A 24,675-nucleotide genomic window follows, 5' to 3' on the forward strand; every position below is an offset into this window, starting at 1 on the left:
AGTCAAAAAGTAAGGGGACATTGCTTTAGCTGTGTCCCCGATGAAAACGCGAAGAAGAGTAAGGGGTCTGTCCCTTGTGGACTGTCCCCGATGAAACAAGAAAAAAATTTTAAAAAAAGATATTGACAAGGATAGTTGTCAAATGCTAGAATAATGACAAAGATAGTTGTCAAAAAGGAGGCTCTTATGGCTTTAGAAAACAAATTAAAAGACCTTAGATCAAAAAAAGGCCTTAACCAACAAGACCTAGGCGCCTTAGTTGGAGTTAGCAGGCAGACAATTTCTCTAATTGAAAGAGGAGACTACAATCCATCAATTACAGTTTGTTTAAAACTCTCCCAGGTTTTAGAAGTAACTGTCGAAGATATTTTTACTTATGTAGAGGAGGAAGCAAATGGAAAATAACATGAAAACAAAAATGCAAACAAAGGACCAGCTTATAAAAAAATTTTTGCTAATAAATTTTGGCCTGACATTTTTATTTGGCCTTATATTACATTTTGCAAAGATCAGGGGAGGAAGTGGGGCAGACTTTGCCGCCTTACAAATGTACTTTCCAGCCCTGGCAGTAATTTTAACCCTAATGACTAGTGGCGTAGACCTTTCAAAGACGACAAAGAGAACTTATATAATTTATATTCTTGCGACTTGTGTCTTTGCCCTTGGATGTATAATTTCAATTTTTGTTCCTGACCTAAATCTTACTAATGGTTTAATTATAGGAACATCTGCTGTGGTTTTTATAGTCTTACTTACAGAGAAAAAAGACAAACGCCTAGTTGCAAATTTGAAGAGGGCGAAAATAAAAAATAGTCTGCCAGTGATTTTATTATTCTTGCTTTTATATTTTTTAAGACCAGGAATTTCGGCAGCCTTGGCTGGAGATTTTTCTAGCTTTAGCCAAGCTTTTAAAGTAGAAAAAATTGCCTACGCCTTGGGTCTAGTAGTTGGATTTCCACTTAGCTTTTTGCCATTTTTCGGCGAAGAGTATGGATGGAGATATTTTCTTCAACCACTAATGCAAGAAAAATACGGCATGAGAAAGGGCATAATCCTTTTAGGAATTATTTGGGGCCTTTGGCACCTGCCTTTAAATATCTTTTACTATTCAGCAGCTGGTAGCCAAGTCCAATCCCTAGTTAACCAAATTTTCCTTTGCATCGCCTATGCAATATTCTTTGGCTATGCCTATACAAAAACTGGGTCAATATGGACAGCTACTTTTATCCATTATCTCAACAACAATTTGATTTTAATGTTTACAGATATTATGGATCCGTCAGTAATAGAAAACCAAGTTATATCTTGGCCTGAAGTGGCTATGGGTTCACTTTTATCTTTACTTTTATTCGGCGGCTTTATTTTTTCTAAGTATTTAAGTCATAGAAAATTTTTACTAGCCAATCCTATAGAGAGATTTTATTCAAGTGAAGAAATAATTTTGGAGGAAGCAAATGAAAAATAAAAAGAATTCAACTATTAAATTTTTACTTATAGTTATATTTTTTATGTTTGTAGGTGGCCTTGCAGGAGGCCTTGGATCGAGAATAAGTTTGGGACTAAAGGTCTATGACCTAATTGAAGCCTTTGATGCCGCCTTAGTTAAAAACGCCATGGTGATTTTCTTAATAGTTATCTTAGGCTTAAGCCTTGGTTCTTGGATTTTATTTTTCTCAGGTAAGAAAAAAGTCGAGGACCAATTAGCCAGAGATGATGAATTAATTGATGACGGTTTAATTGCTTTTGCTTCTGCAATTAATAGCACAATTATAATTATTGGCATGGTTTTATATCTAAATTTTGTTAGGTCAGTGTTTTCTTATGACCTTGAAGCAGAAAAGTTTAACCTAGTAACAGGAGTATTTTTCGTCAGTATTCTTTGTTCGGTTTTACATGAAAAGAAAGTCTTAGACTTTTTAAAAACCTATAATCCAAACCTCTATGCCAATACCTTAGACCTAAAGTTTAATGGCAAGTATTTAGACAGTGTTGATGAAAGAGAAAAGTTTGAAATTTATAAGGCAGGCTACAAGGCCTATAAGCTTATGTTCAATTTACTATTTTTCTTCTTATTAGCTGGAACTATAATTTCCTTTGACACTGAAGGAAGTGGAATTTTTTCTTTGGTTATAGCTGTCGTCTTAGTGGCAGGAATTATTTCTTATACCCTAGAAGCTTTAAAAAAATAAATATATTAGATAGGTCCTTAGGGCCTATTTTTTTATTATAAACGATGAAAACGTTTAAAGTGGCTTAAAATCGGGAAAGTAGTTAATAGAGGCTCTTCTGTTCAAATTTATAAGAGGAGGAATAATATGAAAGTAACGATTTTAGGAACAGGAAATGCAGGAACCGCTATGGCAGCAGACTTAACTAATAAGGGGCACACAGTAAACCTTTTAAAAACGTCTGCTAGCAAAAGCGAAAACTTTACTTACTTAGAAAAAAACAGAACTGTAGAGGTTGATGACCTAAATAATACTTATAAGGCCAGACTAAATATGGTAACTAGAGATTTTAGTCAGGCCTTTAAAGAAAAACAAGACTTAGTTGTAATTTTTATTCAAACAAAATACCACGAAGAAGTAATAAAAAAACTTTTGCCATATTTAGACGATGGCCAAATTATTTATATCTTGCCTGGCTATCTTTCTACAGCCTATGTAAAAAAATATTCATCTAAAAACTTTATTGTCGTTGAAGGAGAATCATCTCCAATTGATTGTAGGCTAGTTGATCCAGGCCATGTAAAAGTACTTTTCAAAAATATTAGAAACCCAATTGGCATTTATCCTGCCAAGAAAAAAGACCAAGTTTTTAAAATAATGAATGAGTTAGACTACAACTTTACTTTACTAGATTCTGTAGTAGAAGCAGCCCTTCACAATCCAAATTTAATTGTCCACACTATTGGAGCCATTATGTCTATACCGAGAATAGAATATTCTGAGGGAAATTATTCTATGTACAAGGAAGTTTTCACTCCAACAATTATGAACTTAGTCAAGGAATTAGACAGAGAAAAAATTCAAATCCTAAAGGCTCTAGACCTTAAAGAACTTAACTATGTAGATGCCTGTAAGTTTAGAAACTCAAAAGACCTAAGTCTAGATTCTCTAGATGTGTTTTTTGATTATGCAGAAAATTTTTCACCAGAAGGACCCTTTATTGCAGCCAATAGATATATAACAGAAGATGTCCCAGAAGGCCTAGTTTTAATGGAATCATTAGGAAAAATTTTAGGAATTGAAACTCCAGTTGCAAGTGGCCTAATTGATATAGCAGGAGCTTGTTTGCAAAGAGACTTTAGACAAATGGGCAGGACAATAGATAGGCTAGGCAAGGACCAACTTAAGGAAATATTTTTAGACAGGTAAGTAAAATAAAGAAAGTATGACAAGAAGTAAATAAAGATATATAATAGAGACTATGGAACTTATAAATAAAACTATTAAAGATTACGGAAGACAATTAGCTGAGATTTTTTCTCTAAGGCCTGACCATGTAGAGGCGGCTCTTAACTTATACAAGGAAGACAACACTATCCCCTTTATAGCCCGTTATAGGAAGGACTTAACTGGCGCCATGGATGACGAGACCCTACGCAGGCTTTTTGACGAGTACAAAACTCAAGAGAACTTAGATGAGAGAAGAAATACAATAATAAACACCTTAAATGACTTAGGGGTAGATGATCCTAGCTTGGAGGAAAAAATAAAAAACGCTGGGAAGATGACAGACCTTGAAGACTTGTACAGACCCTATAAGCCAAAGAAACAAACTAGGGCGACTATTGCCAGGGACAGGGGAGTTGAAAAACTTGCCGCCAGTATTTTAGCTTTAAAGTCTGAAGAAGAAATTAAGGCTGAAGCGGAAGTGTTTTTAGCTGAGCAAAAAATTCCTGAAGGAAAAGAAAAATTAGAAAATTTCGACCAGGCTATGGAAGCTGCTAGCGATTATTTGGCAGGAGAAATTTCTGACAACCCAGACATTAGGAAGAAGTTAAAACTTCAGTGGTTAAACCATGGAGTTTTAAAAACTGAAGCCAAGACAGATGAAGATTCAGTTTATAGACTTTACTATGACTTTGAAGAGCCACTAAGAAAACTAAAAGATCACAGACTTCTAGCAATAAATCGAGGGGTCAAAGAAGACTTTTTAAAAGCGTCCATCGACCTTGAAGAAAGATATTGGAAGCCTCATATAGAATTAATTTTAGGAGTCTTACAAGGGGGAGGTTATGCCAAGGACTTTTTATCTACAGTAATTGACGACGCCTTTAAAAGACTTTTGCAGCCGTCACTTGATACAGAAATTATGGCAGACCTAACAGACCAGGCCCATGAAGGAGCCTTAAAGATTTTTGGCCTAAATTTAAAAAACGCCCTTTTAGTTCCGCCAATGAAGACCCAAATGGTTTTAGCCTTAGACCCAGGTTATAGAAACGGCTGTAAGTGGGCTGTTGTAAATGGCCAAGGAACTGTTATGGATGCTGGCCTAATTTTCCCAGTAATTTTTCCCAATAGACTAGCAGCTGCCAAGGAGACTATGGTAGATGTGATTTTAAAATACCAGGTTCAAACAATAGTCCTAGGAAACGGAACTGCTTCTAGGGAAACAGAAGAATTTTTATCAGACTTACTTAAGGAAAATAATTTAAAGGTCCCATATTTAATTGTCGACGAAGCAGGGGCATCAGTTTATTCAGCATCTCCAATTTCAAGTGAAGAGCTGCCAGATATGGAACTTAATTTAAGGTCAGCTGTGTCACTTGCCAGAAGAATTTTAGACCCTCTAGCTGAGCTAGTAAAAATCGATCCAAAGTCAATTGGAGTTGGTCAGTACCAACACGACATGAACCAAAAACGCCTAGACGAAATTCTAGCAGGAGTTACAGAAGGAGTTGTTAACCAAGTTGGCGTATCTTTAAATACTGCATCGCCGTCACTTTTATCCTATGTATCTGGCATCAACAAAACTACGGCCAAAAACATTGTGGCCTTTAGAGAAGAAGTCGGCGGCTTTAAGTCAAGAGACCAGCTTAAGGAAGTAAAAAGACTTGGGGCAAAAACCTTTGAACAATGTGCAGGTTTTTTACGAATTGCTGGCGGAGAAAATCCATTAGACAACACCTTTGTCCACCCAGAATCTTATAAGATTGCAAAAGAGATGATCGATAGCTTTGGCCTAAGCTTTAATAAAGAAAACAAAGTTGCCAGCGCAGACTTAGAAAAATTTGCTGCAGAAAAAAATGTGGGCCTTGAAACCCTTCAAGATATTGTGGCGGCAATTTCAAAACCAGCTAGAGATATTAGAGACGACTTTCCAGCTCCAGTTTTATTAACTGAAGTGAAATCTCTAGAAGATTTAAAGGAAGGTCAAGTTCTTACTGGCGTAGTTAGAAACGTAACTGCCTTTGGCGCCTTTGTCGACCTAGGCGTCCACCAAGACGGCCTAATTCACATTTCCCAAATGTCAGACAAGTTTATTAAAGATCCGACAACAGTTGTTTCAGTTGGCGATGTTGTCAAAGTCAGAGTAATTGAAGTTGATGTTTCTAAAAAGAGAATAGGACTTAGCCTAAGAAATGTAAATTAAAACGAAATAGATATAAAGACTGGAGAAATCTAGTCTTTTTTCTTTGACAGAAAATATATTTTTTGTTAAGATAGACTTACTTGAAGGGGGACTTTTTGTTGAGAAGGTAAAACCTGACCCTTTGAACCTGATGGTTAAAACCAGCGTAGGGATCAAGACTTTGAAATTTTGTCTCCCTAGGGAGACTTTTTTTATGGAATTTAATATTGTCCAGGGGAACTTTTTAGTTGAGAAGATAAAATCTGACCCTTTGAACCTGTTAGTTAATACTAGTGTAGGGAGCGAGAAGAAATTTTTTGTGCTTACAATAGTTGTAGGCACTTTTTTTATAAGGAGGAAGAAAAATGGAAGATATAAAAAGTAAAATTATTAAAGCTGTTGAAGATGTTAGAAAGACAAACCCAATGGCTCCGTCAATTACAAACACAGTTACAATAAATTTTGTAGCCAATGCCCAACTTGCTGTAGGCGGATCTGCTGCAATGATTTATTTGCCAGACGAGGCTGATTCTATGGCTAGGCTTGCAAGGTCTTTTTACATAAATGTTGGGACTATGTTTCCAATATATGAAGACACTTTTTCTAAAGTCACCGAGACTTTTAAGGAAGTAAAAACTCCTTGGGTTTTAGATCCAGTTGCTGTAGGAATTGGAGACCTGAGAGAAAAGTCTTTGAGAAAATTTAAAGAGGCCCCTCCAAAGATAATTAGAGGAAATGCCTCTGAAATTATTGCCCTATGTGGACTTTGGGGCTTAGATGGAGGAGAGATAGAATCAAAAGTAAGGGGAGTTGACTCTACTGACCAAGTTGAAGCAGCAAAAGATGCAGCAATTTCTCTAGCAAGGTTTACTAAGGGAGCAGTAGCAGTTTCTGGTCAGGTCGATTTAATTACAGATGGAAAAATTCTTGCCAGGTCCTATGGTGGATCTCACTTTATGGAAAAAATAACTGGGGCAGGTTGTTCCCTAGGTGGAGTTTGTGCAGTTTATGCCTGTGTAGCAGATCCATTTATTGCAGCCCTAACAGCTTCAGCAATTTATAATCTTGCAGGAGCTAGGGCGGAAGAAAAAGTTGACGGCCCAGGAGCCTTTGAAGTTGAATTTTTAAACGAACTATACAAGGCCAGCCCAGAAGAAGTTGCTAACAACAAATTAGAAATCGAGGTTTTATAGTGAATACATTAGTAGCAGTTGCCATTGCTCCAGTTGGACTTGGAGATGAATTAGCAAAAGACGTAGCAGAAGTTGTTAAAGTAATAAAAGAATCAGACTTGCCATCGAGAACTACTTCTATGTTTACAGAAATCGAAGGACCTTGGGACCAGGTTATGGATTTAGTAAAGAGAGCAACTTTTGTATTGGCAGAAAAAGGAATAAGAACAGAAGTAGTTTTAAAGGCAGACATTCGCCCAGGTTATGAAAACACCATAGATGGAAAATTAGACAGGCTAAATAAATATCTCTAGGAGGATCAAAATGGCAAAGAGAAATAATTTTAATATTAAGGCCTACTTGGTTGTTGGACCAGAAAATACCAAGGGCAGGGATGTAATTGAAATAAGTGAAGATGCAATAAAGGCAGGATTTACTTTTATACAAATTCGCTCCAAGGAAGCATCTGCTAGAGACTTAATTGATCTTAGCTTAAGGGCTTCAGAGTTAATAGATAAAATGGGAAAGCGAGACGAAGTGGCCTTAGTTGTTAACGACAGGCTAGATGTAATTTTAGCTGCCAGAGACTGTGGGGCAAACATTGACGGTATCCACATTGGCCAAAGTGACATTCCTGTAGATACTTGTAGAAAATACCTTGGACCAGATGCGATTATTGGCCTTTCAGCAGAAACATCAGATCTTTTAACCTATGTTGAAAAAGAAGATACAAAAAACATAGATTACTTTGGTGCAGGACCTCTTAGGTATACTGATACAAAACCAGATTGTGGCCTAGATGCGAAAGGAAACTTCCATCAAAGAAGCTTAGAAGAACTTACTGACCTTTCGAAAATTTCAAAGATTCCAGTAGTTGTAGGTGGAGGAGTAAAGCTTGCTGACATTGGGAACTTAAAGAAAACTGGAGTCGACGGATTTTTTGTGGTTTCTGCAGTTGCAGGAGCAGACAAGCCTTATGAAGCTGCCAAAGACTTAGTCACTGCCTGGGACCAAGGTGCAGGCAGAGATGACTAAAAAACTTAAAGTAGTTTTATCAATAGCTGGATCAGACCCGTCAGGTGGAGCAGGAATCCAAGCTGACCTAAAGACCATGGCAGCCCTTGGAGTTTATGGCATGAGCGTAATAACTTCTTTAACTGCTCAAAACACCCAGGGAGTTTTTGAAATCCTTCCTGTGCCAGTAGGATTTTTTAAAAAACAGCTCGACCTAGTTTTAAAAGACATAAGACCAGACGCTGTAAAAATTGGCATGGTTGGAAGGACAGATTTAATACTCGCCATTAAAGAAAGTTTAGAAATTTATAAAATAGAAAATATTGTCCTAGACCCAGTTATGGTTTCAAGCTCGGGGAAAAAACTTTTAGATCCAGAGGGACTTAAGGCCTTAGAAGGGCTTTTCAAAATTTCAAAGCTAATAACCCCAAATCTACTAGAAGCCCAGGTGCTTTTATATAGACAAATTAAGACGATAGAAGAAATAAAAATTGCAGCCAAGGACCTGGGAGAAAAATATAAAACAAACATCTTAGTAAAAGGCGGCCACAAAAACGGATCACCAGACGATGTTTTATATTCTAGAGGACAAATAAGAATTTTTCCAGGCCAGAGAATAAATAATCCAAACAATCATGGAACTGGCTGTACCCTGTCTTCAGCCCTAGCGTCACACTTGGCCCTAGGCTATGACCTAGACACAGCAGTAGAAAAATCCAAGGCCTATATGACAGGAGCCTTAAAGGCAGACTTAGATTTAGGTTTTGGACCAGGACCCTTAAACCACATGTGGAAATACCATAAAGGAGAAGAAAATGAAAACTTATAGCACACAAATGGAAGCAGCAAGAAGAAATATAGTTACCAAAGAATTAGAAATTGTTGCCAAAAAAGAAAATATGACAGTTGAAGACCTTATGCCTTTAGTAGCAGCAGGCAAGGTTGTAATCCCAGCCAATAAAAATCACAAGTGCCTAGACCCAGAAGGCATTGGCTCAATGTTAAGGACAAAGATAAATGTAAACTTGGGAATTTCAAAAGATGTAAAAGACTATGACATAGAAATGGAAAAAGTAAATTGGGCCATAGACCTAGGCGCTCATGCAATAATGGACCTTTCATCTCACGGCAACACCCAGCCCTTTAGAAAAAAATTAGTTGAAGAATGTCCAGCTATGCTAGGGACGGTTCCAGTTTATGATTCAGTTATCCACTACCAAAGAGACCTAAAGACCCTAACAGCCAAAGACTTTGTAGAAGTAATTAGACTGCACGCAGAAGATGGAGTTGACTTTGTAACCCTTCACTGTGGTATAACAAGAAATACAATTGACCAAATTAAAAAACACAAGAGAAAGACCAATATAGTTTCTAGAGGTGGGTCCTTGGTTTTTGCTTGGATGTCAATGACTGGAGAAGAAAATCCATTTTATGAATACTATGACGAGATTTTAGATATATGTAGAGAACACGACGTGACAATTTCCCTAGGCGATGCCTGCCGTCCAGGTTGTCTAGCAGATGCAACAGATGTTTGTCAAATTGAAGAGCTAGTTAGACTTGGCGAACTGACAAAAAGGGCCTGGGAAAAAGATGTTCAAGTTCTAGTTGAAGGACCAGGCCACGTTCCCCTAGACCAAGTTGCAGCCAATATGAAAGTCCAAGAAAGTCTTTGTATGGGAGCTCCGTTTTATGTTCTTGGACCAATAGTAACAGACATTGCCCCAGGTTATGACCACATTACTGCAGCTATTGGTGGAGCCCTTGCAGCAGCATCAGGAGCAGCCTTCTTGTGCTATGTAACTCCAGCAGAACACCTGGCCCTACCAAATGTCCAAGATGTTAAAGACGGAATAATCGCCTCAAAAATTGCAGCTCATGCAGCAGATATAGCCAATGGAATAAAAGGTGCCAGAGACATAGATGATCAAATGGCAGAGGCTAGAGCAAACTTAGATTGGGAAAGACAATTTGACCTGGCCATTGATCCAGAAAGAGCCAGACAAATTAGAGAAGACAGGGAGCCAGAAGATGACGACACCTGTTCAATGTGTGGAAAGTTTTGCGCCATTAGGTCAATGAATAAGGCCCTGGCAGGAGAAGAAATTGACATCCTATAATAAATAGTTTAAAGAAAAAAGTAGGCCCAGTTCAAAGAGCCTACTTTTTTCGTCTTATCATATAAACTTTTTTAACTCTAACATTCCGCCAGAAATTACTGTGACCTTGTAGCCAAGGTTATTTAAAAAATAAAATGCCTTGCTAGCCCTGTTTCCTGACCTACATAAAATATAGTAGTGAATATTTTTGTCTAGCTTTTTATAAGAATCAGCCAAGGTCGAAAGAGGGAGGAGCAAATAGTTTATAAAAAGCGCCTGCTCTTTCTTTGTTGGCTCATCAACTTCTCTAACATCTAAAACAAAAACATCATCAGAAATTTTTAAAAAATCTTTGGCAGAAACTGTGTCTGGTTTTTTTAAAAAATTAAACATAGGACCTCCTTAAGTTAATCTACTTACTTGTACCCTAAAATTTATCGCTTTAATAAAGATTAGTAAATAGGGTAAGAATCAATTGGTGATAAAAAATGAGATACACATACCAAGGAAAAATCTTGCAAGGAAAATTTGTATGTAGAAAAAATAGATTTATAGCTGAAGTTGAAGTTGACGGCGAGGTCGTTCTCAGCCATTTAAAAAACACAGGCCGCATGAGAGAACTTTTAGTAAAAGGGGCGACTTGTTATATAATGGAGGCGAAAAATAAAAATAGGAAGACCAAATACGACTTCCTATCAATTGACCACGAGGGCAGGCTTATAAATCTTGATTCCCAAGTTCCAAATAAAGTTATTGCAGATGGATTTTTAAATGGAGACATTGATGGCTGGGAAGAAATTGACTTTTTAAAAAGAGAAGTGCAAGTAGGAAGTTCAAGACTAGACATGGTCCTAGAAAAGTGCAGCGACAAACTCTATGTAGAAGTAAAAGGCGTCGACCTAATGTTGGGAAAGGGAAGAGCTAGCTTTCCAGATGCCCCAACGACTAGAGGCAGTAAACATCTAAAAGAACTTGCAGTTCTAGTAGAAGCTGGGGAAAAGGCCATGGTAATATTTTGCCTTCACAGAGATGATGCCGTGGACTTTAGACCAAATTATAAAATGGACCCAGAATTTTTTAATAACTTTTATGACGCCTTAGATAAGGGAGTTGAAGCCAGAGCCTACACCTGCAAGGTCGGACCAGACTATATAGAACTAGACAAGGAAATAAAAATATTAAGCCGAGACCAGGCGATAAAAGAACTTGAAGGAGAGAAAAACGAAAGCAGCTGTTAAAGCTCTAGTAGTAAAAACTCAACCAAAACCAATTGATCCAGAAAAACCAGTGGAACCATATTATCCACCTTACAACCCAATTCTTGACTGGATTTGGAGCGCACCATCAACAGGCTCAGTTCAACCATCAAAACCAGCAGTATCTAAGACAGTTGACTATGAAGTAAGACTTACTATTGGTCAAAAAGACTATGAAGTTATTATTGGTGATGTTGTTACTAAGGGTAAAATGGATGTCGAACCTTATATTAAAGAGGGAAGAACTATGCTTCCAATTCGCTATGTTGCAGAGGCTCTAGGCTTTGATGTTGAATGGGATAATCCAAACAGAACAGTAATTTTAACAGACAAGGAATATAAAATAGAAATTCCAGTTGATACTAACAAGATTATTGTAAACGGAAAAACTTATGAAAGTGATGTTAAGCCAGAAATAGTTAACGACAGAACTATGCTACCAATAGCAAACATTGCTAGAGCCCTAGGCCTAGTAGATGGCGAAGACATTATTTGGAATAATGAAAGTAAAGAAGTTATTATAAAGAGACAAGTTAAGTTTTAAAAAACTATTAAAGCTCTTTAAATAAGATTAAAAGACTCAGGATTAATTTCTTGGGTCTTTTATAAATAAAAAGGGTAATTATATACTAGTAAAGTTAATTAAGATAGAAGGAAAATTTTTAAATGAAAAAGGAGGACTATGAAAAGACTAGGAATAATTTTTCTGGCCTTGGTACTTATAGTAACAGCTACAGGCTTTATTATAAAAAACCAAGAGCCAGTTATAAATCAAGCAAACTTTAAAATTGCAAATGAAAAAATATCTCTAACTACTGTTAAGTACAAGGATGAAAACTATATTAAGCTAAGGGACTTTGCTTCTATTTGTAAAGACCGTCTTTTTGACTTTTCACTAGTCTATAAAGATGGAAAAATTCTCATAGACACAAGTAAGGTTTATGATGAGCTAAAAGATATAGTTTATCCTTTAGAAGACATTAAAGGATATAAAATAGGAAAAACTGATATATATGTAGATGGAGACAAGCACAATCTTTCAGGTATAAATATTAAAGACTATAATTATTTTAGACTAAGAGACTTAGGAGAAATTTTTAAAGTCGATGTTTCTTGGGAACAAGAGACCAAGGAAATTACTTTAAGTAAAAAGGGAGGGGAAGACTTGAATAGAGAAAAAATTGTAAGCTTTAGACAGGCAACTGACTACTCACCATTAGGCTATGCTGGCTATGAAACAAAAATCCTAGCAGATGGCAGCCTACAAATTATTTATGCTGTAAAGGCAAATACTGGCGGCTATAGCCTTTCTACTAAGGAAGTAAAGATCTCTGACGGAACAATTTATATCACTCCAGACCTAAGAGGACCAGGACCAAATCAAATGGTGACCCAAGTCATCTCCTATCCAACAACTTCTATTATTATCGATAAAAAGAATTTACCAGAAAAATATACAATTGAAATAGAAGGTTCAAATTCTGAACTCGTAGACAGATAAAAAAATCCCCTAGCCTAAAAGCTAGGGGTAAATTTTTGCTTTATTTGCTCATATATTCTAAGTAGCCTGTTGTCATATTAAAGATGTACTTGTTGCCAAAGTTATCTTTATAGGCCTTATAAGATCCATTTTGAAAGTCTCCAAAGAGAATGTTTTTATCTTCTTTAAGGTCTGAAATACTTTCATCGTATCCGAGGATTTCTTTCATAAAGAATTTTATTTCCCTTTGGGCGTAAGAATCTGTAAAAGATGCATAGGCTAGTTTTTTTGGATCTTCATAAAATTTTAAAAAATACTTTTCTAACTCCTTGTCTTTATTGTAAAACATTTCTAATTTTGAACTTAGTTTAGATGAAGTTCTGTCTATAAAGTTTGGCAGATAAATTTTTTGGCCTTCATTTTCTTCTCTAATATAAGTAAGAGTATTGTCAAAGTAAAACCATGGGGCTATTAGATTTTTTATTTTTTCTAGGTCTTTAATTTCTTTTATCTTTTTATCTGAAGATTTTAAAAGATCATAGCCCTTTACTTTTTTATCTAAGTCCTTGTAAATCTCAAGGCTTTTAAAGGCCTGAACATATTTTTCTTGAAGGTCATTCAACTCTTTTTCAAGGTCTTTTGGAAAAGAGTTTCTAGTTTGTTTTGTAAGGTATATAAATCTTTCTATAGAAGGATCATAGGCTAGGTTTAGGCCATGGGACTCAAGAAGGGGACTAGTTGAATTTTCTACTAGAAAAATTATTCCATCTCCATCTAAGTTGTTTTTTTCTAAATAGGTCTTTAGCTTTTTAGAAATTACAGCTAGGTCTCCTTGGTTTGCAAAGTCGTAGGAAAGTTCTATTTCGTCCTTCCAAGATTCAGGCAGAGTAACTTGAGCATAAAGAGGATCTAAGAAAACTTTTTTGCCTTTATAGACTTCGTTTTCTTTTGAATTTACTAAAATAGCTTGGGCCTTTTCGTTCCATTTTATATCAAGTCCAAGACTTTCTCCTAGAAATCTTAAAGGAACCATAGTCCTTCCATCTTTCAAATAAGGTTTTTCCTCTAGCTTAAGGTCTTTATTATTAAGTTTTGAAAGGTCGCTGTCTAAATTTAAAACAAGCTCTTGATCATCTTTAGAAATAATTATTTCCTTGGTCTCATCATTATAAGAAACTTCAAATCCTAATTCTTCTGCTAAAAATCTAAGAGGAACATAAGTCCTATAGTTTTTTGTCTCACTTAGGTTTTCGTTTGCATAAGATCCGTTTATAATTATATTTACTGAATTTGCCAAGGCCATAGGTGAAAATAAAAGTACTAATCCTAGGGCCAGGGTCAAAGTTTTAATAGTTTTTTTAAACATAAAAGTTCACTTTCCTTTTAATATTAGCTATTTTCTCTATTTTACCATTTATTGGCCTTTTCATCTAGGGCAAATTAAAAAAAGGACCTGTTCTTAGGTCCTTTAAAAGTTATTTTTTAGTCGTTAAGAGCTTGGGCAGCTGTAATTAGTGAAAGTTTATAAACGTCTTCTTCGCTACAACCTCTTGATAGGTCGTTAACTGGAGCGTTAAGTCCTTGTAGGATTGGTCCAACTGCTTCATAGCCACCAAGTCTTTGGGCAATTTTGTAGCCAATGTTTCCAGCTTCAAGTGATGGGAATACAAATACATTTGCATGGCCAGCAACTTTTGAATCTGGAGCCTTTGATTTTCCAACAGATTCTACATAGGCTGCGTCAAATTGCATTTCTCCATCTAGGGCAAGGTCTGGAGCATTTTCTTTGGCGATTTTTGTTGCTTCAGCAACTTTTGTAACTTCGTCAGATGCTGCAGATCCCTTAGTTGAAAATGACAACATGGCAACTTTTGGTTCGATGTTAAATTGCTTAGCAGTTTTAGCTGAAAGAATTGCAGTTTCTGCTAGGTCTTTAGCTTCTGGAGCAATTGTAATTGCAACGTCTGCAAAAACTAATTGTTCGTCATCTTTAATCATAATCATAACGCCAGAAGTTTTGCCATAGCCAGGTTGCATTTTTATAATTTGTAGGGCAGGTCTAACTGTATCACCAGTTGATCTTGTTGCTCCTGATACTAGTCCGTCAGCCTTTCCTGCATAAACTAACATTGTTCCAAAGTAGTTAGGGTCTTCAAGAAGTAATTTTCTAGCTCCTTCTTCGTCGATTTTTCCCTTTCTTCTTTCTACAAACTTTTCAATAAGTTCATCAATGCCACCGCATTTTGCTGGGTCCATTATTGTAAGTTTTGATGCGTCCTTGTTATTGTCTTTAGCAAGTTTTAAAACTTCGTCTTCTTTTCCAATAACTATTGGGTCTACTAGGCCGTCTTCTTTTAGTCTAATAGCTGCTCCTAAAACTCTCCAATCGTTTCCTTCTGGAAGGACAATTTTTACATTTTTTCCTTTTACTTTGTCTTTAATAAAATCAAATAAGCCCATTTTTTCCTCCTTGTGCTTTTTTCTATACTTTTATTATAATACATAATTTCAAAAATGTATAAAATTCTAGCTAAAAATTTAATTAAGCTAGTATCTTTTTTATTTTTATTATAAACTTGTTTTAGGAAAGTTATTAATGAAGGGAGCGACAAATGGAAAAATTAAAAGCTTACGATAGATTTATAAAAGATTTGATAAAAGAAATACCTGGCCTTATCTCTAGCATTGAAATGGGTCCAGTTGAAAACAAGTCAGGAGTTAGAGACCTAGTTACTGAAGTTGATAAGGGAGTAGAAAAGTTTTTAACTGAAAAAATTTTAGAAAAATTCCCCCACCACGAAATTTTAGGCGAAGAAACTTATGACAAAAATAAATCTTATGAGGGCAAAAATCTTTGGGTTATAGATCCAATTGACGGAACGACAAATTTTGTCAAACAGAGAAATGATTATTGTACTATTATCGCCTATTTTGAAAACGGAAAGCCAATGCTTTCATATATATATGAAGTTGAAAAAGATGATCTTTATTGGGCCATGGCAGGAGATAGGGTTTATTTAAATGACAGGGCCTTAGAAAGTCCAAAAGATAAAGCTTTAAATGAGGCCTTGGTTTCAACAGACATTAGAAGGATGAATGGCAACAGGCCAGAATTTTTTCAAGCTCTACTTAGAGAATCCTTTGGCATGAGATCAGTTGGAACTTCGGGCCTAGATGGCTCAAGAGTTTTAACTGGCAGGTTTGGTGGATATTTAAATTATAGGGGAGGGCCTTGGGACTTTGCTCCATTTTTCTTAATGGCTGAACTTTTAGATTTAGTTTTTGTAAACCTAGAAGGAGAAAAGCCAAATATGTTTAAGTATAGCGACTATATTATTGCTACAAAAAGTCTTTACGGGGATTTTGTGAAAATTAAAGACAAAGTTGGTCTTTAAGGGGGATCTATGGCAGACAAGTATGGCAGGCTTGATGAGTTTGAAGAAATTTTAAATGAAATTTATAGAGAAGTGCCTGAAGAATTTTATGAGGGTCTTAACCTTGGCGTTGTTATTGACGAAGAAGTAAACTACCATCCAAAAGGTCAAGATGGAGATCTTATAAACTTAGGCGCCTACCAAAGAGGACCTCTTGGCAGGGGAATTATAATTTATTACGGGTCTTTTATGGAACTTTTTGGATTTTTACAAAGAGAAGCTTTAAAAGAAGAAGTTCGAAAGACTTTTATTCACGAGCTTACCCACCACAGAGAATCCCTTGCACATTATGCGGATTTAGAAGTTGAAGATGCAGAGTTTTTAAAATCCTACGAAGAAGCCAAGAAGCTTTAGTCTTTCTTGGTTTTTTTAGTGAAAAGCTTGTGATTTTATAAGATTGTCTGTGATTAATATACTAAAAATCTTCTATATAAGGTATAATATTAGTGTTTATAAAGGAGGTTCTAATGACTATAAAGGCACTACATCTCATTAGTGGAGGAGATACTGGCGGAGCAAAGACTCACATCTTCTCTTTAATGAAAGGATTAGAAGACTTAGCCCAAACAAAAATTATTTGTTTTATAGATGATACATTTTATAGACAGGCCCTGGACCGGGGAATTGATATAGAGCTTTACCAGCAAAAGAGAAGGTCAGATATGTCTGTAGTAAAAAAAATAGCCGACCTAGTTAATAGGGAAGGCTATGACCTAGTTCACTGTCATGGAGCTAGGGCAAACACAATAGCAATTTTTCTAAAGGGAAAAATTAATGTCCCAATGCTTACTACAATTCATTCAGACTATCTACTTGACTTTAAAGATACCTTTTATAAGGATTTAATTTTTACGCCAATAAATACCTTTGCTTTAAAAAAATTTGACTATTATGTAGCTGTTACAGAAAATTTTAAGAATATGCTAGTAAGTAGAGGATTTACAGAAAATAAAATCTACACTCTTTATAACGGCATAGAAATGGAAAAGCCTAAGGATTTAATGTCCAAGGCAGAATTTTTAGAAAAGTATAAGCTGGCAAAATTAGCCCAAGGCAAGTTTTTAATTGGCCAAGCTGCAAGACTAGACAATGTAAAAAATGTTCAGATGACTATAAAGACATTTAAGAAAATTAGAGAACACAGGGACGACTTTTTACTTTTACTTGCAGGCACAGGTGAAGAAGACGAAAAATTAAAGAATATGGTAAGTGAATATGGCCTAGAAGATAGTGTAGTCTTTTTAGGTTTTGTAAAAGAAAATCTATCATTTTTTAATGCCATTGATTTAAATTTACTGACATCTATATCAGAGTCCTTTCCCTATGTAATCTTAGAGGCTGCAAAAATGAAAGTACCAAGTATAGCCACATCAGTTGGCGGCCTTTCTGAAATGATTCGCTACGGCGTTGATGGATATTTAGTTGAAGTAAATGACTACAAGGCCCTTGCAGAAAAGATCGAATTTTTAATGGACAACAGAGATGTCTTAGAAAAATTTGGCAGGTCAATTTATGACCGTGTAAGCAAAAACTTTTCATCTCAGGCCATGGCAAAAACCCAGGAAGAAATATATGCAGATATATTAAGGAGGACTGAAGATGGCAAGAGAGTTCGCTAAGTGGTTTTCAACTTTAGTAAGGCCACCAGTTCATCCATTTAACCTGGCCATAGAAGAAAATATTCCCTATTCAAAATGGCAGTATAAAATGGGCCAAAAGACCATTGAAAATTATTTGAACTTTACAACCAAGGACCAAATGTTTAAGGACAAGGAAGTCTTAGACATTGGCTGTGGAGCATCGGGAAAATCTCTTTACTATGCCAGCCTTGGAGCGAAAAAAGTTACAGGTATTGAAGTCGTTTCTTATTATAAGGAAGAAGCAGAAAACCTGGCAAATGAATTAGGACTTTCTGATAAGTTTGAATTTGTAATTGGCGATGCAGCTAAGATGCCTTTTGCTGACCAAAGTTTTGATACGGTAATTATGAACGACGCCATGGAACATGTTGACGATCCTCTTGGAGTCTTGGAAGAAATTAATAGGGTTTTAAAAGTAGGAGGCAGACTTTATGTAAACTTTCCTCCCTACTACCACCCTTACGGCGCCCATCTTTCTGATGTAATGGGAACTCCTTGGGTCCAGCTATTTTTTTCTGAAGAGACCTTGGCTGGAGTTTATAGGGACTTAGTTAAGGACCTGCCAGATGGGAAGAAGAGAATTGACTTTCGTATAGGAAAAGATGAAAAGGGCAAAGACTATTTTAAATACATTAACCACATGACTTTAAAGAGATTTAAAAAAATAAAAAAAGCCCAACCAATGAAAATTATTTACGAAAGAGAAATCCCACTAAGGTGGTACTTTACTCCACTGGCTAAAATCCCTCTAATAAAGGAAATGTTTGTAAAGATGTTTGTTTGTGTAATGGAAAAAGAAAAATAATAACGAGGTAAGAAATGACCATAATTGATAAAAAAGGAAAATTATTTGGCAAGATAAATATAATCGACTTGCTAGTTTTAATAATAGTTGTTGGCCTAATAGCCTTTGGAGCCAAGAGAATGGGCTCAGGCAAGGTTAGCCAATCAGAAACGAAGGAAGCCCTAGTAACTTATGAAATTGCAGAAATTAGACAGCTATCAGTTGACCAAATTAAAGTTGGTGACCCTCTTTATCACTATGACAAGGGAACCTATATAGGAACTATTGAAAGTGTTGATTCCGAGCCATATAGAGATGTCCTTGAATACAATGGTAGATGGGTTGAGGCAGAAGTACCTAAAAAGTTTGTTGCCAAAGTTGTCGTCAAGGCAAATATTGAAGAAACTGACCAATACTATTTAGTTGGTGGCGAACAAACCCGTGTAGGTATTCAATTTAGGCTAAAAAATAAAAACTTTGCAGCCTTTGGAACAGTTCTTGATGTAAAAGTAGAAGACTAGGAGAGATAAATGTATAATAGCGTTTTAGTAAGCTTTTGCCACAGCTTGGTAGTAAAATTTTCAAAGCTTTATAAGACCTCTTTCATACACAAAATTTCATCTAGCCTTAGAAAAAAACATGAAATCTACAAAGAGACCTCTCTTGTCTATAAAATTTTTAGAAACCTAAGAGGAGTTTTTGAAGATTCTATTATTTATAAGTTGTCTCTTGGACTTTTAAGGGCCATTGACAGGTTTTTTAAAGTCTTATTTACAAAAAAATCTAGGCTGACTAAAGGCTCAGACATAGCAAACAGCCTAGAGCTTTATAGCCTTGACCTTAGATATGGACTGAGATTATTTTACGAATCTCTAGTATTTTTAAGTTTATTTTTTATTCTAGGGAGAATTTTTTTCCATGGACCAAGTATAAAACTTTCTTTACTTTTACTTGTCCTAGGACTTTTAGGAATTTCTATATCAGGCAAGGAATTTCAAATTATAAAAACTTCTAAGACCTTAAATTTCTTTTTAGATATTTTTAGGCTAGACCAAGGTGGTGAAAGCTGGTGGTAAGAAAAATTTCTTCTAGTAGACTTATTCTTCCAGGCTTAATGGCTCTTATTATGGCCATGGTTTATTATCTTTTTGGAAGCAAGTTTTTTCTAGCTTCAATGGTATTATTTTTAGGAGGAATTTTAGCTCTAATTGATATAAGAGTTGGAATTTTTGCTATTACTTTTATGATGCCATTTTTGCCAAATACTTTAGCAGCTGGAGCTTATTTAGGTCTCTTTATAATTTACTTTTTTAGGAGAATTTGTATTAAAGACCAGCCTTCACAAAGGTCCCTTTACTTTGGAGTGATTTTTGTTTACTTAATAGTAATCTTGATCCAAACTTTTACATCTTATTATGTAAAAGGGTCTTTGAGAGATTTATTTTTACACGCCTGTGGACTACTATATTTATTTGTTCTAGTAAATTCTATAAAGACCAAGGAAGACTTAAATGCCTTTGTTACTATGCTGATTTTTACAGTTAGCATAGTTGCTCTAATTGGTCTTTTACAAGTTTTTACAGGTGTTGAAATCTCAAGAGAATGGCTGGATGTAGAAAACAATCCAGATATCCAAGTTCGTGTTTATTCAGTTTTTGGAAATCCTAACACTTTGGCAGAGTATTTAGTTTTCTTTACGCCCCTTACTATTTCTATGTTTTGGCATACTAAGAACTTAAAGAAAAAAATTGTCTTTGGCCTTAGTTCGGCAGTGATGATGTTAACTTTAGTTTATACTATGTCTAGGGGAGGTTGGATTGGCATTGCCATGGCAGCTCTTGTATTTTGTCTTTTAGTAGACAAGAGGCTTTTACTTTTATCAATACCTCTTATTTTTGGGGCCCTGGCTTTTTTACCTCCAACGATTTTAAATAGGATTTTATCTATTGGAAATTTCGCAGACACATCTAATGCCCACAGGTTTAATATTTGGGCTATAACTAAGGATTTAATTAGAGACCACAAGGTCGCTGGAGTTGGTTTTGGCTATATGCCTTTTAAGGAAGTTTATGAAACTTATTCAAGGACAATTAATTCCTACCACGCTCACAATACTTTTTTAGAAACTATTTCTGAGCTTGGCTATTTAGGTTTTAGTGTTTTTATAAGCATGCTTTTGACCTTTGTCTTTTATCCAATTTCAGCCTTAGTTAAGAGTCATAAAACAGGTGAAGATTCATTTTATAAGTATATTGGCGTAGGAGTTTCAGCAGGTCTTGTCGGCGTTTTTACCCACGGCCTAGTAGAAAATATTCTCTACCTGCCAAAAATCATCCTGGCCTTTTGGACCTTAGTGGCCCTAGGAGCAACTGCAATTAATGTTTACAAATTAACTAAGCCACTTGTAGTTTCTGAAAGGGACCAAGTTTATAAAATTTATAGGGGAAGTGAGATAGATGGCTAAAAAACTTTTGCTAGCTGGCTACTTTGGCTTTGACAATAGCGGCGACGATGCAATTTTAAAGGCTATGGTTGAAAATTTAAAAAGAGAAAATGACCTTGAGCTTACAGCCCTATCCAAGGACCCTGAAAAAACTTCTAAGGCCTATGAAATAAAGGCAGTAAACAGATTTTCCTTTAAGGAAGTTCGCAGGGAAATGAAGGAAACTGATATTTTTGTCTTTGGTGGAGGCAGTCTTTTACAAGATATAACTTCATCTAGGTCTCTTTACTACTACTTGTTTTTATTAAAAATGGCCAACCACTACAAGAAACCAGTATTTATTTTTGCAAACGGCATTGGCCCAATTAACAAGAGTTTTAATAGAAGACTTACAAGAAGACTTTTAGACAAGGCCGCCTTTATTACTTTAAGGGACCAGTCATCTTATAACTTTGTCAGAGCCATGGGTCTTTCAAATAAAAATATTGAAGTAACTGCCGACCCAGTTTTTATGATTGAATCATCTTCAGAAGAAAGAGTTGAAGAAATTTTAAAAGAACAAGATATTGAACTTTCAGAGAATGTTTTGGGGATTTCAATTAGACAGTGGAAAGACTCTCCAATGCTTGCTCGTGAACTTGCAAAGTTTTGCGACAGCCTTATAGGAGAAGACCTAGATATTTTAATTGTGCCTATGCACTATCCTTATGATGTAGAATATTCTGAACAGATAAAAATCCTTTCAAAAAATAAGAGGATCCACGTAATAAAATCAAAATACGAAGTTGAAGACCTAATTGGACTTTTAAAAAAATGCAAGTTGGTTTTGGCAATGAGACTCCACGCCCTAATTTATTCAGCCAAGGCAGGTGTTCCAATTATTGGACTAATTTACGATCCAAAGGTTGCAGGCCTAGTAGATGAGCTGTCAATTAGAGAGTACATTAGAGTTGAAGATTTAAATAGAGAAAATCTAAAAGACAAATACAAATCTGCCATGGATGGACTTGGCGAAAGAAGAGAGTCTATAGTTATAGCTAACAAGAGACAAGAAGACTTTTCAAAGAGGACTATAGAAATACTAAGGGAGACTTTGCTTTAATGAAAAAGGTAAATATTTTTGGAATTGAAATTGACAATGTAAGTTTAAAAGAGACAATGAATCTTTTAGAAGGTGAGTTAGATAATGACAGGCTCTTTACCATTGCCACTCCCAATACTGAAATTGCCATGGAGGCAAAAAATAAGCCAGACCTTGCAAGACTAATTAACTCCTTTGACCTAGTAGTTCCAGATGGCATTGGCCTAATAAAGGCATCGAAAATGAGAAAGTTACCTCTAAAGGAAAGGGTAACAGGCTTTGATATTTCTCTTGAACTTTTAAAGTTAGGAGCTAGAAGACCTCTTAGTTTTTATATTCTCGCATCAAAAGAAGGCAGGAGCCAAATGGCAGCAGATAATATTCACAAGACCTATCCAGGTGCAAGTGTTGTCGGCAATAGAAATGGATATTTTACTGAAGCTGATGAAGGAGAAATTATTGAAAAGATAAATGAATTAAATCCAGATGTAGTCTTTGTCGGCCTTGGTTTTCCAAAACAAGAAGACTTTATAGCTAGAAACAAAGACAAGATAAGAGCAAAAATAATTCTTGGCAATGGCGGAGTTACAGATATTCTCGCAGGAGTTTCAAAAAGGGCACCAGATATTTTTATTAAGCTCCACCTAGAATGGTTTTATAGACTCCTACAAGAACCATCTAGGTTTAAAAGACAGTTGGCTTTGCCAAAATTTATTTTAAGCGTCTTAGTTGACAAGGATTCAGTAAAAGAAGCATAAAAATTAAAAACTTAAAATTGCAAAAGCGATAAGGAAAAATTCGATAAGTAAAAAAACAAAAAATAGAAAATTGAAATGTGAAAATTGAAATTCAAATAAGATAAATTTGAATTTGAAGATTGAAAAAAATTCAAAAATAAAAATATATAAAATAAATCCCAGTAAATTTTTCAGTCACTGGGATTTTTACTTTTGTTTTAAATTTTTTCTCTAAATACTAGGTGGGTGTGTAATAGTTCGTGGGCTTTTTTGCCTCCAACTTCACCGATGTATTCGTCATAGATCTTTTGAATAGACTTATTGTGGTGGGCAAGTCTGTTTTCTTTAGACCTATCAATATTTTGAATAGCGTCTGTTCTCTTTTGGATTATAGAAACATCTCCGTGGATAAATGGTTGGCCTCCACCAGCAACACAGCCTCCAGGACAAGCCATAATTTCTATAATGTCAAAGTGTTCTCTCTTGTGTCTAATATCTTCAAGAAGTTTTCTAGCATTGCCTAGGCCTGAAGCAACTGCAGCTCTAATTTTTCTGCCGTTAATGTCAACTTCAGCTACCTTTAGACCACTTAGGCCTTCAAGGTCTTTAAATTCAACTTCTTCTAGGTCTTCGCCAGTAATCATATAGTAGGCAGTTCTTATTGCTGAAGTAGAAACTCCACCTGATGCTCCATAAATAGCTCCAGCGCCAGAAGATTCTCCCATTGGATCGTCAAAGTCCATTTCTTCAAGCTCTTCAAAGTTAATTGAGAACTCTTTAATAATTTCAGCTAACTCTCTAGTAGTTATAACCCTATCTACGTTAGAAATATCTCCTTCTAAAGTAAGCTCTGGACGTTTAGATTCATATTTTTTAGCAACACATGGCATAATTGAAACTACAACAATGTCTTCAGGGTCCTTGCCAATTTTTTCTGCAAAGTAAGTCTTAGCTACTGTACCAAACATTTCGTGAGGTGACTTACAAGTAGATGGAATGTGGAACATGTCTCCAAAGTTGTGTTCAATAAATTTTACCCAAGATGGACAACATGAAGTTAAAATTGGTAGGTTGTTGGATTCTAGTCTTTCAACAAACTCTTTGGCTTCTTCCATTGTTGTTAAGTCAGCTGCAAAGTTAGTATCAAAAATATAGTCAAAGCCAATGTGTTTTAAGGCTGCAACCATTTTTCCAGTAGTGATAGTACCAGGTTCCATACCAAAGGCTTCACCTAGGGCTACCCTTACTGCAGGAGCAACTTGAACAACAGTTGTCTTGTTCTTGTCTCTAATGGCATCGTAAACTTTTGTTATACAACATTTTTCAGTTAAGGCACCAGTTGGACAAACTGAAATACATTGGCCACAGAAAGTACAATTTGTTTCGAAAATTGGTTTTTGGAAGGCAGTTCCAATTACAGTTCCAAAACCACGACCAACATCAGTTAGGGTTCCAACAGTTTGAACTTCTGTACACATAGTTTCGCATCTCTTGCAAAGGATACACTTATTAGGGTCTCTAATAATTGATAGGGAAGAAGTATCTAAGTCAAAAGGAATTCTCTCTCCTTCAAATCTTAAAGTTGTAATGTTAGCATCCATTGCTAGTTGTTGCAGTTCACATTCGCCGTTTTTTTCGCAAATTAAACAGTCTTTAGGGTGGTTGGATAAAAGAAGCTCGATGTTAACTCTTCTAGATTGAACAACTCTCATTGTATCTGTTCTAATTTCCATACCTTCTTTGGCATAGGTAGAACAAGCAGGAATTAAATTTCCTTTTTTAACATCTTCAACCATACATACACGGCAGTTGGCATCTCTATTTACAAAGCCAAGTTTTCCTAGGTCAAGGTGACATAGGGTAGGAACTTTAACGTGGATGGCATTACAGGCATCTAAAACTGTTTGTCCATTTTCAACTTGAACATCTATATTATTTATCTTTAAATTAATCATTGC

General features: G+C 35.7%; 26 protein-coding genes and 2 riboswitches. Of the genes, 22 read left to right on the top strand and 4 right to left on the bottom strand.

Going from position 1 to position 24,675, the window contains the following annotated elements:
- The first annotated feature begins 186 nt into the window (after nt 1-186).
- The 10 genes from BN2667_RS01215 to thiC all read left to right on the top strand — a co-directional run bounded on the left by BN2667_RS01215 (nt 187) and on the right by thiC (nt 9,883).
- Nucleotides 187-405, top strand: a complete 219-nt coding sequence (locus BN2667_RS01215; RefSeq protein ID WP_054251524.1) for a helix-turn-helix transcriptional regulator — start codon at nt 187-189, stop codon at nt 403-405.
- Nucleotides 395-1,465, top strand: a complete 1,071-nt coding sequence (locus tag BN2667_RS01220) for a CPBP family intramembrane glutamic endopeptidase (protein ID WP_054251525.1) — start codon at nt 395-397, stop codon at nt 1,463-1,465. The genes BN2667_RS01215 and BN2667_RS01220 overlap by 11 nt, the downstream gene beginning before the upstream one ends.
- Nucleotides 1,455-2,189: a DUF3169 family protein gene (locus BN2667_RS01225; protein WP_054251526.1), complete on the top strand. Its 735-nt coding sequence runs from the start codon at nt 1,455-1,457 to the stop codon at nt 2,187-2,189. Before BN2667_RS01220 ends, BN2667_RS01225 begins: the two co-directional genes overlap by 11 nt.
- A gap of 126 nt (nt 2,190-2,315) precedes the next feature.
- Complete coding sequence (locus BN2667_RS01230) at nt 2,316-3,377, top strand: NAD/NADP octopine/nopaline dehydrogenase family protein (protein ID WP_054251527.1); 1,062 nt, start codon at nt 2,316-2,318, stop codon at nt 3,375-3,377.
- 52 nt (nt 3,378-3,429) lie between these two features.
- On the top strand, nt 3,430-5,598 hold the full coding sequence (locus tag BN2667_RS01235) for a helix-hairpin-helix domain-containing protein (protein WP_054251528.1): 2,169 nt from the start codon (nt 3,430-3,432) through the stop codon (nt 5,596-5,598).
- Between the two features lie 74 nt (nt 5,599-5,672).
- Nucleotides 5,673-5,767: riboswitch (TPP riboswitch) on the top strand.
- A 33-nt stretch (nt 5,768-5,800) separates the two neighbouring features.
- A riboswitch (TPP riboswitch) is annotated at nt 5,801-5,897 on the top strand.
- A gap of 45 nt (nt 5,898-5,942) precedes the next feature.
- On the top strand, nt 5,943-6,770 hold the full coding sequence (thiM, locus tag BN2667_RS01245) for a hydroxyethylthiazole kinase (RefSeq protein WP_054251530.1): 828 nt from the start codon (nt 5,943-5,945) through the stop codon (nt 6,768-6,770).
- Nucleotides 6,770-7,063, top strand: coding sequence for a thiamine-binding protein (locus BN2667_RS01250; RefSeq protein WP_054251531.1), 294 nt, complete (start codon nt 6,770-6,772; stop codon nt 7,061-7,063). The genes thiM and BN2667_RS01250 overlap by 1 nt, the downstream gene beginning before the upstream one ends.
- Before the next feature lie 10 nt (nt 7,064-7,073).
- A complete protein-coding gene (locus BN2667_RS01255) occupies nt 7,074-7,784 on the top strand; it encodes a thiamine phosphate synthase (RefSeq protein WP_054251532.1) in 711 nt (236 codons plus the stop codon).
- The gene (gene thiD / locus BN2667_RS01260; RefSeq protein ID WP_054251533.1) at nt 7,777-8,592 is read left to right on the top strand and encodes a bifunctional hydroxymethylpyrimidine kinase/phosphomethylpyrimidine kinase; all 816 of its coding nucleotides are present in this window, start codon (nt 7,777-7,779) and stop codon (nt 8,590-8,592) included. The genes BN2667_RS01255 and thiD overlap by 8 nt, the downstream gene beginning before the upstream one ends.
- Nucleotides 8,579-9,883 (top strand): phosphomethylpyrimidine synthase ThiC, encoded by a 1,305-nt coding sequence (gene thiC, locus BN2667_RS01265; protein ID WP_054251534.1) that lies wholly within the window; start codon nt 8,579-8,581, stop codon nt 9,881-9,883. The genes thiD and thiC overlap by 14 nt, the downstream gene beginning before the upstream one ends.
- A 57-nt stretch (nt 9,884-9,940) precedes the next feature.
- Here the strand turns inward: thiC and BN2667_RS01270 are convergent, their stop codons facing one another.
- Nucleotides 9,941-10,255, bottom strand: a complete 315-nt coding sequence (locus BN2667_RS01270) for a rhodanese-like domain-containing protein (RefSeq protein WP_075967848.1) — start codon at nt 10,253-10,255, stop codon at nt 9,941-9,943.
- 95 nt (nt 10,256-10,350) lie between these two features.
- Here BN2667_RS01270 and sfsA point away from each other — a divergent pair, with 95 nt between their 5' ends.
- From sfsA to BN2667_RS01285, 3 genes are all read left to right on the top strand, one after another.
- Entirely contained in the window at nt 10,351-11,100 is a 750-nt protein-coding gene (gene sfsA / locus BN2667_RS01275; protein ID WP_054251535.1) for a DNA/RNA nuclease SfsA, read from the top strand.
- Nucleotides 11,069-11,662, top strand: a complete 594-nt coding sequence (locus BN2667_RS01280) for a copper amine oxidase N-terminal domain-containing protein (RefSeq protein ID WP_054251536.1) — start codon at nt 11,069-11,071, stop codon at nt 11,660-11,662. Before sfsA ends, BN2667_RS01280 begins: the two co-directional genes overlap by 32 nt.
- A gap of 138 nt (nt 11,663-11,800) precedes the next feature.
- Nucleotides 11,801-12,619, top strand: a complete 819-nt coding sequence (locus BN2667_RS01285) for a protease complex subunit PrcB family protein (RefSeq protein WP_054251537.1) — start codon at nt 11,801-11,803, stop codon at nt 12,617-12,619.
- Between the two features lie 40 nt (nt 12,620-12,659).
- On the opposite strand, the gene BN2667_RS01290 is transcribed toward BN2667_RS01285, so the two are convergent.
- Nucleotides 12,660-13,964 carry a copper amine oxidase N-terminal domain-containing protein gene (locus BN2667_RS01290; RefSeq protein ID WP_054251538.1) on the bottom strand — a complete coding sequence of 435 codons (1,305 nt, stop codon included), beginning with the start codon at nt 13,962-13,964 and terminating at the stop codon, nt 12,660-12,662.
- 116 nt (nt 13,965-14,080) lie between these two features.
- A complete protein-coding gene (gene pta, locus BN2667_RS01295) occupies nt 14,081-15,058 on the bottom strand; it encodes a phosphate acetyltransferase (RefSeq protein WP_054251539.1) in 978 nt (325 codons plus the stop codon).
- A gap of 152 nt (nt 15,059-15,210) precedes the next feature.
- Here pta and BN2667_RS01300 point away from each other — a divergent pair, with 152 nt between their 5' ends.
- From BN2667_RS01300 to BN2667_RS01340, 9 genes are all read left to right on the top strand, one after another.
- Nucleotides 15,211-15,993 (top strand): inositol monophosphatase family protein, encoded by a 783-nt coding sequence (locus BN2667_RS01300; protein ID WP_054251540.1) that lies wholly within the window; start codon nt 15,211-15,213, stop codon nt 15,991-15,993.
- Between the two features lie 9 nt (nt 15,994-16,002).
- Complete coding sequence (locus BN2667_RS01305; protein WP_054251541.1) at nt 16,003-16,386, top strand: metallopeptidase family protein; 384 nt, start codon at nt 16,003-16,005, stop codon at nt 16,384-16,386.
- Nucleotides 16,387-16,499: 113 nt separating this feature from the next.
- Nucleotides 16,500-17,651 carry a glycosyltransferase family 4 protein gene (locus BN2667_RS01310; protein ID WP_054251542.1) on the top strand — a complete coding sequence of 384 codons (1,152 nt, stop codon included), beginning with the start codon at nt 16,500-16,502 and terminating at the stop codon, nt 17,649-17,651.
- Nucleotides 17,632-18,477: a class I SAM-dependent methyltransferase gene (locus BN2667_RS01315; protein WP_054251543.1), complete on the top strand. Its 846-nt coding sequence runs from the start codon at nt 17,632-17,634 to the stop codon at nt 18,475-18,477. Before BN2667_RS01310 ends, BN2667_RS01315 begins: the two co-directional genes overlap by 20 nt.
- Nucleotides 18,478-18,491: 14 nt before the next feature.
- Nucleotides 18,492-18,977 (top strand): DUF4330 domain-containing protein, encoded by a 486-nt coding sequence (locus BN2667_RS01320; RefSeq protein WP_054251544.1) that lies wholly within the window; start codon nt 18,492-18,494, stop codon nt 18,975-18,977.
- A 9-nt stretch (nt 18,978-18,986) separates the two neighbouring features.
- A complete protein-coding gene (locus tag BN2667_RS01325) occupies nt 18,987-19,532 on the top strand; it encodes a hypothetical protein (protein ID WP_054251545.1) in 546 nt (181 codons plus the stop codon).
- The gene (locus BN2667_RS01330; RefSeq protein ID WP_054251546.1) at nt 19,526-20,920 is read left to right on the top strand and encodes an O-antigen ligase family protein; all 1,395 of its coding nucleotides are present in this window, start codon (nt 19,526-19,528) and stop codon (nt 20,918-20,920) included. The genes BN2667_RS01325 and BN2667_RS01330 overlap by 7 nt, the downstream gene beginning before the upstream one ends.
- Nucleotides 20,913-22,001, top strand: a complete 1,089-nt coding sequence (gene csaB / locus BN2667_RS01335) for a polysaccharide pyruvyl transferase CsaB (RefSeq protein WP_054251547.1) — start codon at nt 20,913-20,915, stop codon at nt 21,999-22,001. The genes BN2667_RS01330 and csaB overlap by 8 nt, the downstream gene beginning before the upstream one ends.
- Nucleotides 22,001-22,738 carry a WecB/TagA/CpsF family glycosyltransferase gene (locus BN2667_RS01340; RefSeq protein WP_054251548.1) on the top strand — a complete coding sequence of 246 codons (738 nt, stop codon included), beginning with the start codon at nt 22,001-22,003 and terminating at the stop codon, nt 22,736-22,738. The genes csaB and BN2667_RS01340 overlap by 1 nt, the downstream gene beginning before the upstream one ends.
- A 197-nt stretch (nt 22,739-22,935) precedes the next feature.
- Here BN2667_RS01340 and BN2667_RS01345 read toward each other — a convergent pair whose 3' ends face one another.
- Nucleotides 22,936-24,672, bottom strand: coding sequence for an NADH-dependent [FeFe] hydrogenase, group A6 (locus BN2667_RS01345; protein ID WP_054251549.1), 1,737 nt, complete (start codon nt 24,670-24,672; stop codon nt 22,936-22,938).
- Nucleotides 24,673-24,675: the final 3 nt, after the last annotated feature.

The sequence above is a fragment of the Neofamilia massiliensis genome (assembly GCF_001299475.1).
Taxonomy (GTDB): Bacteria; Bacillota; Clostridia; order Tissierellales; family Peptoniphilaceae; genus Neofamilia; species Neofamilia massiliensis.

Bases quoted from the DNA above. Each gene is read 5' to 3' on its own strand.
- BN2667_RS01215 (WP_054251524.1), top strand. From the start codon at position 187: ATGGCTTTAGAAAACAAATTAAAAGACCTTAGATCAAAAAAAGGCCTT.
- BN2667_RS01220 (WP_054251525.1), top strand. From the start codon at position 395: ATGGAAAATAACATGAAAACAAAAATGCAAACAAAGGACCAGCTTATA.
- BN2667_RS01225 (WP_054251526.1), top strand. From the start codon at position 1,455: ATGAAAAATAAAAAGAATTCAACTATTAAATTTTTACTTATAGTTATA.
- BN2667_RS01230 (WP_054251527.1), top strand. From the start codon at position 2,316: ATGAAAGTAACGATTTTAGGAACAGGAAATGCAGGAACCGCTATGGCA.
- BN2667_RS01235 (WP_054251528.1), top strand. From the start codon at position 3,430: ATGGAACTTATAAATAAAACTATTAAAGATTACGGAAGACAATTAGCT.
- thiM (WP_054251530.1), top strand. From the start codon at position 5,943: ATGGAAGATATAAAAAGTAAAATTATTAAAGCTGTTGAAGATGTTAGA.
- BN2667_RS01255 (WP_054251532.1), top strand. From the start codon at position 7,074: ATGGCAAAGAGAAATAATTTTAATATTAAGGCCTACTTGGTTGTTGGA.
- thiD (WP_054251533.1), top strand. From the start codon at position 7,777: ATGACTAAAAAACTTAAAGTAGTTTTATCAATAGCTGGATCAGACCCG.
- thiC (WP_054251534.1), top strand. From the start codon at position 8,579: ATGAAAACTTATAGCACACAAATGGAAGCAGCAAGAAGAAATATAGTT.
- BN2667_RS01270 (WP_075967848.1), bottom strand. From the start codon at position 10,255: ATGTTTAATTTTTTAAAAAAACCAGACACAGTTTCTGCCAAAGATTTT.
- sfsA (WP_054251535.1), top strand. From the start codon at position 10,351: ATGAGATACACATACCAAGGAAAAATCTTGCAAGGAAAATTTGTATGT.
- BN2667_RS01285 (WP_054251537.1), top strand. From the start codon at position 11,801: ATGAAAAGACTAGGAATAATTTTTCTGGCCTTGGTACTTATAGTAACA.
- BN2667_RS01290 (WP_054251538.1), bottom strand. From the start codon at position 13,964: ATGTTTAAAAAAACTATTAAAACTTTGACCCTGGCCCTAGGATTAGTA.
- pta (WP_054251539.1), bottom strand. From the start codon at position 15,058: ATGGGCTTATTTGATTTTATTAAAGACAAAGTAAAAGGAAAAAATGTA.
- BN2667_RS01300 (WP_054251540.1), top strand. From the start codon at position 15,211: ATGGAAAAATTAAAAGCTTACGATAGATTTATAAAAGATTTGATAAAA.
- BN2667_RS01305 (WP_054251541.1), top strand. From the start codon at position 16,003: ATGGCAGACAAGTATGGCAGGCTTGATGAGTTTGAAGAAATTTTAAAT.
- BN2667_RS01310 (WP_054251542.1), top strand. From the start codon at position 16,500: ATGACTATAAAGGCACTACATCTCATTAGTGGAGGAGATACTGGCGGA.
- BN2667_RS01315 (WP_054251543.1), top strand. From the start codon at position 17,632: ATGGCAAGAGAGTTCGCTAAGTGGTTTTCAACTTTAGTAAGGCCACCA.
- BN2667_RS01320 (WP_054251544.1), top strand. From the start codon at position 18,492: ATGACCATAATTGATAAAAAAGGAAAATTATTTGGCAAGATAAATATA.
- BN2667_RS01325 (WP_054251545.1), top strand. From the start codon at position 18,987: ATGTATAATAGCGTTTTAGTAAGCTTTTGCCACAGCTTGGTAGTAAAA.
- csaB (WP_054251547.1), top strand. From the start codon at position 20,913: ATGGCTAAAAAACTTTTGCTAGCTGGCTACTTTGGCTTTGACAATAGC.
- BN2667_RS01340 (WP_054251548.1), top strand. From the start codon at position 22,001: ATGAAAAAGGTAAATATTTTTGGAATTGAAATTGACAATGTAAGTTTA.
- BN2667_RS01345 (WP_054251549.1), bottom strand. From the start codon at position 24,672: ATGATTAATTTAAAGATAAATAATATAGATGTTCAAGTTGAAAATGGA.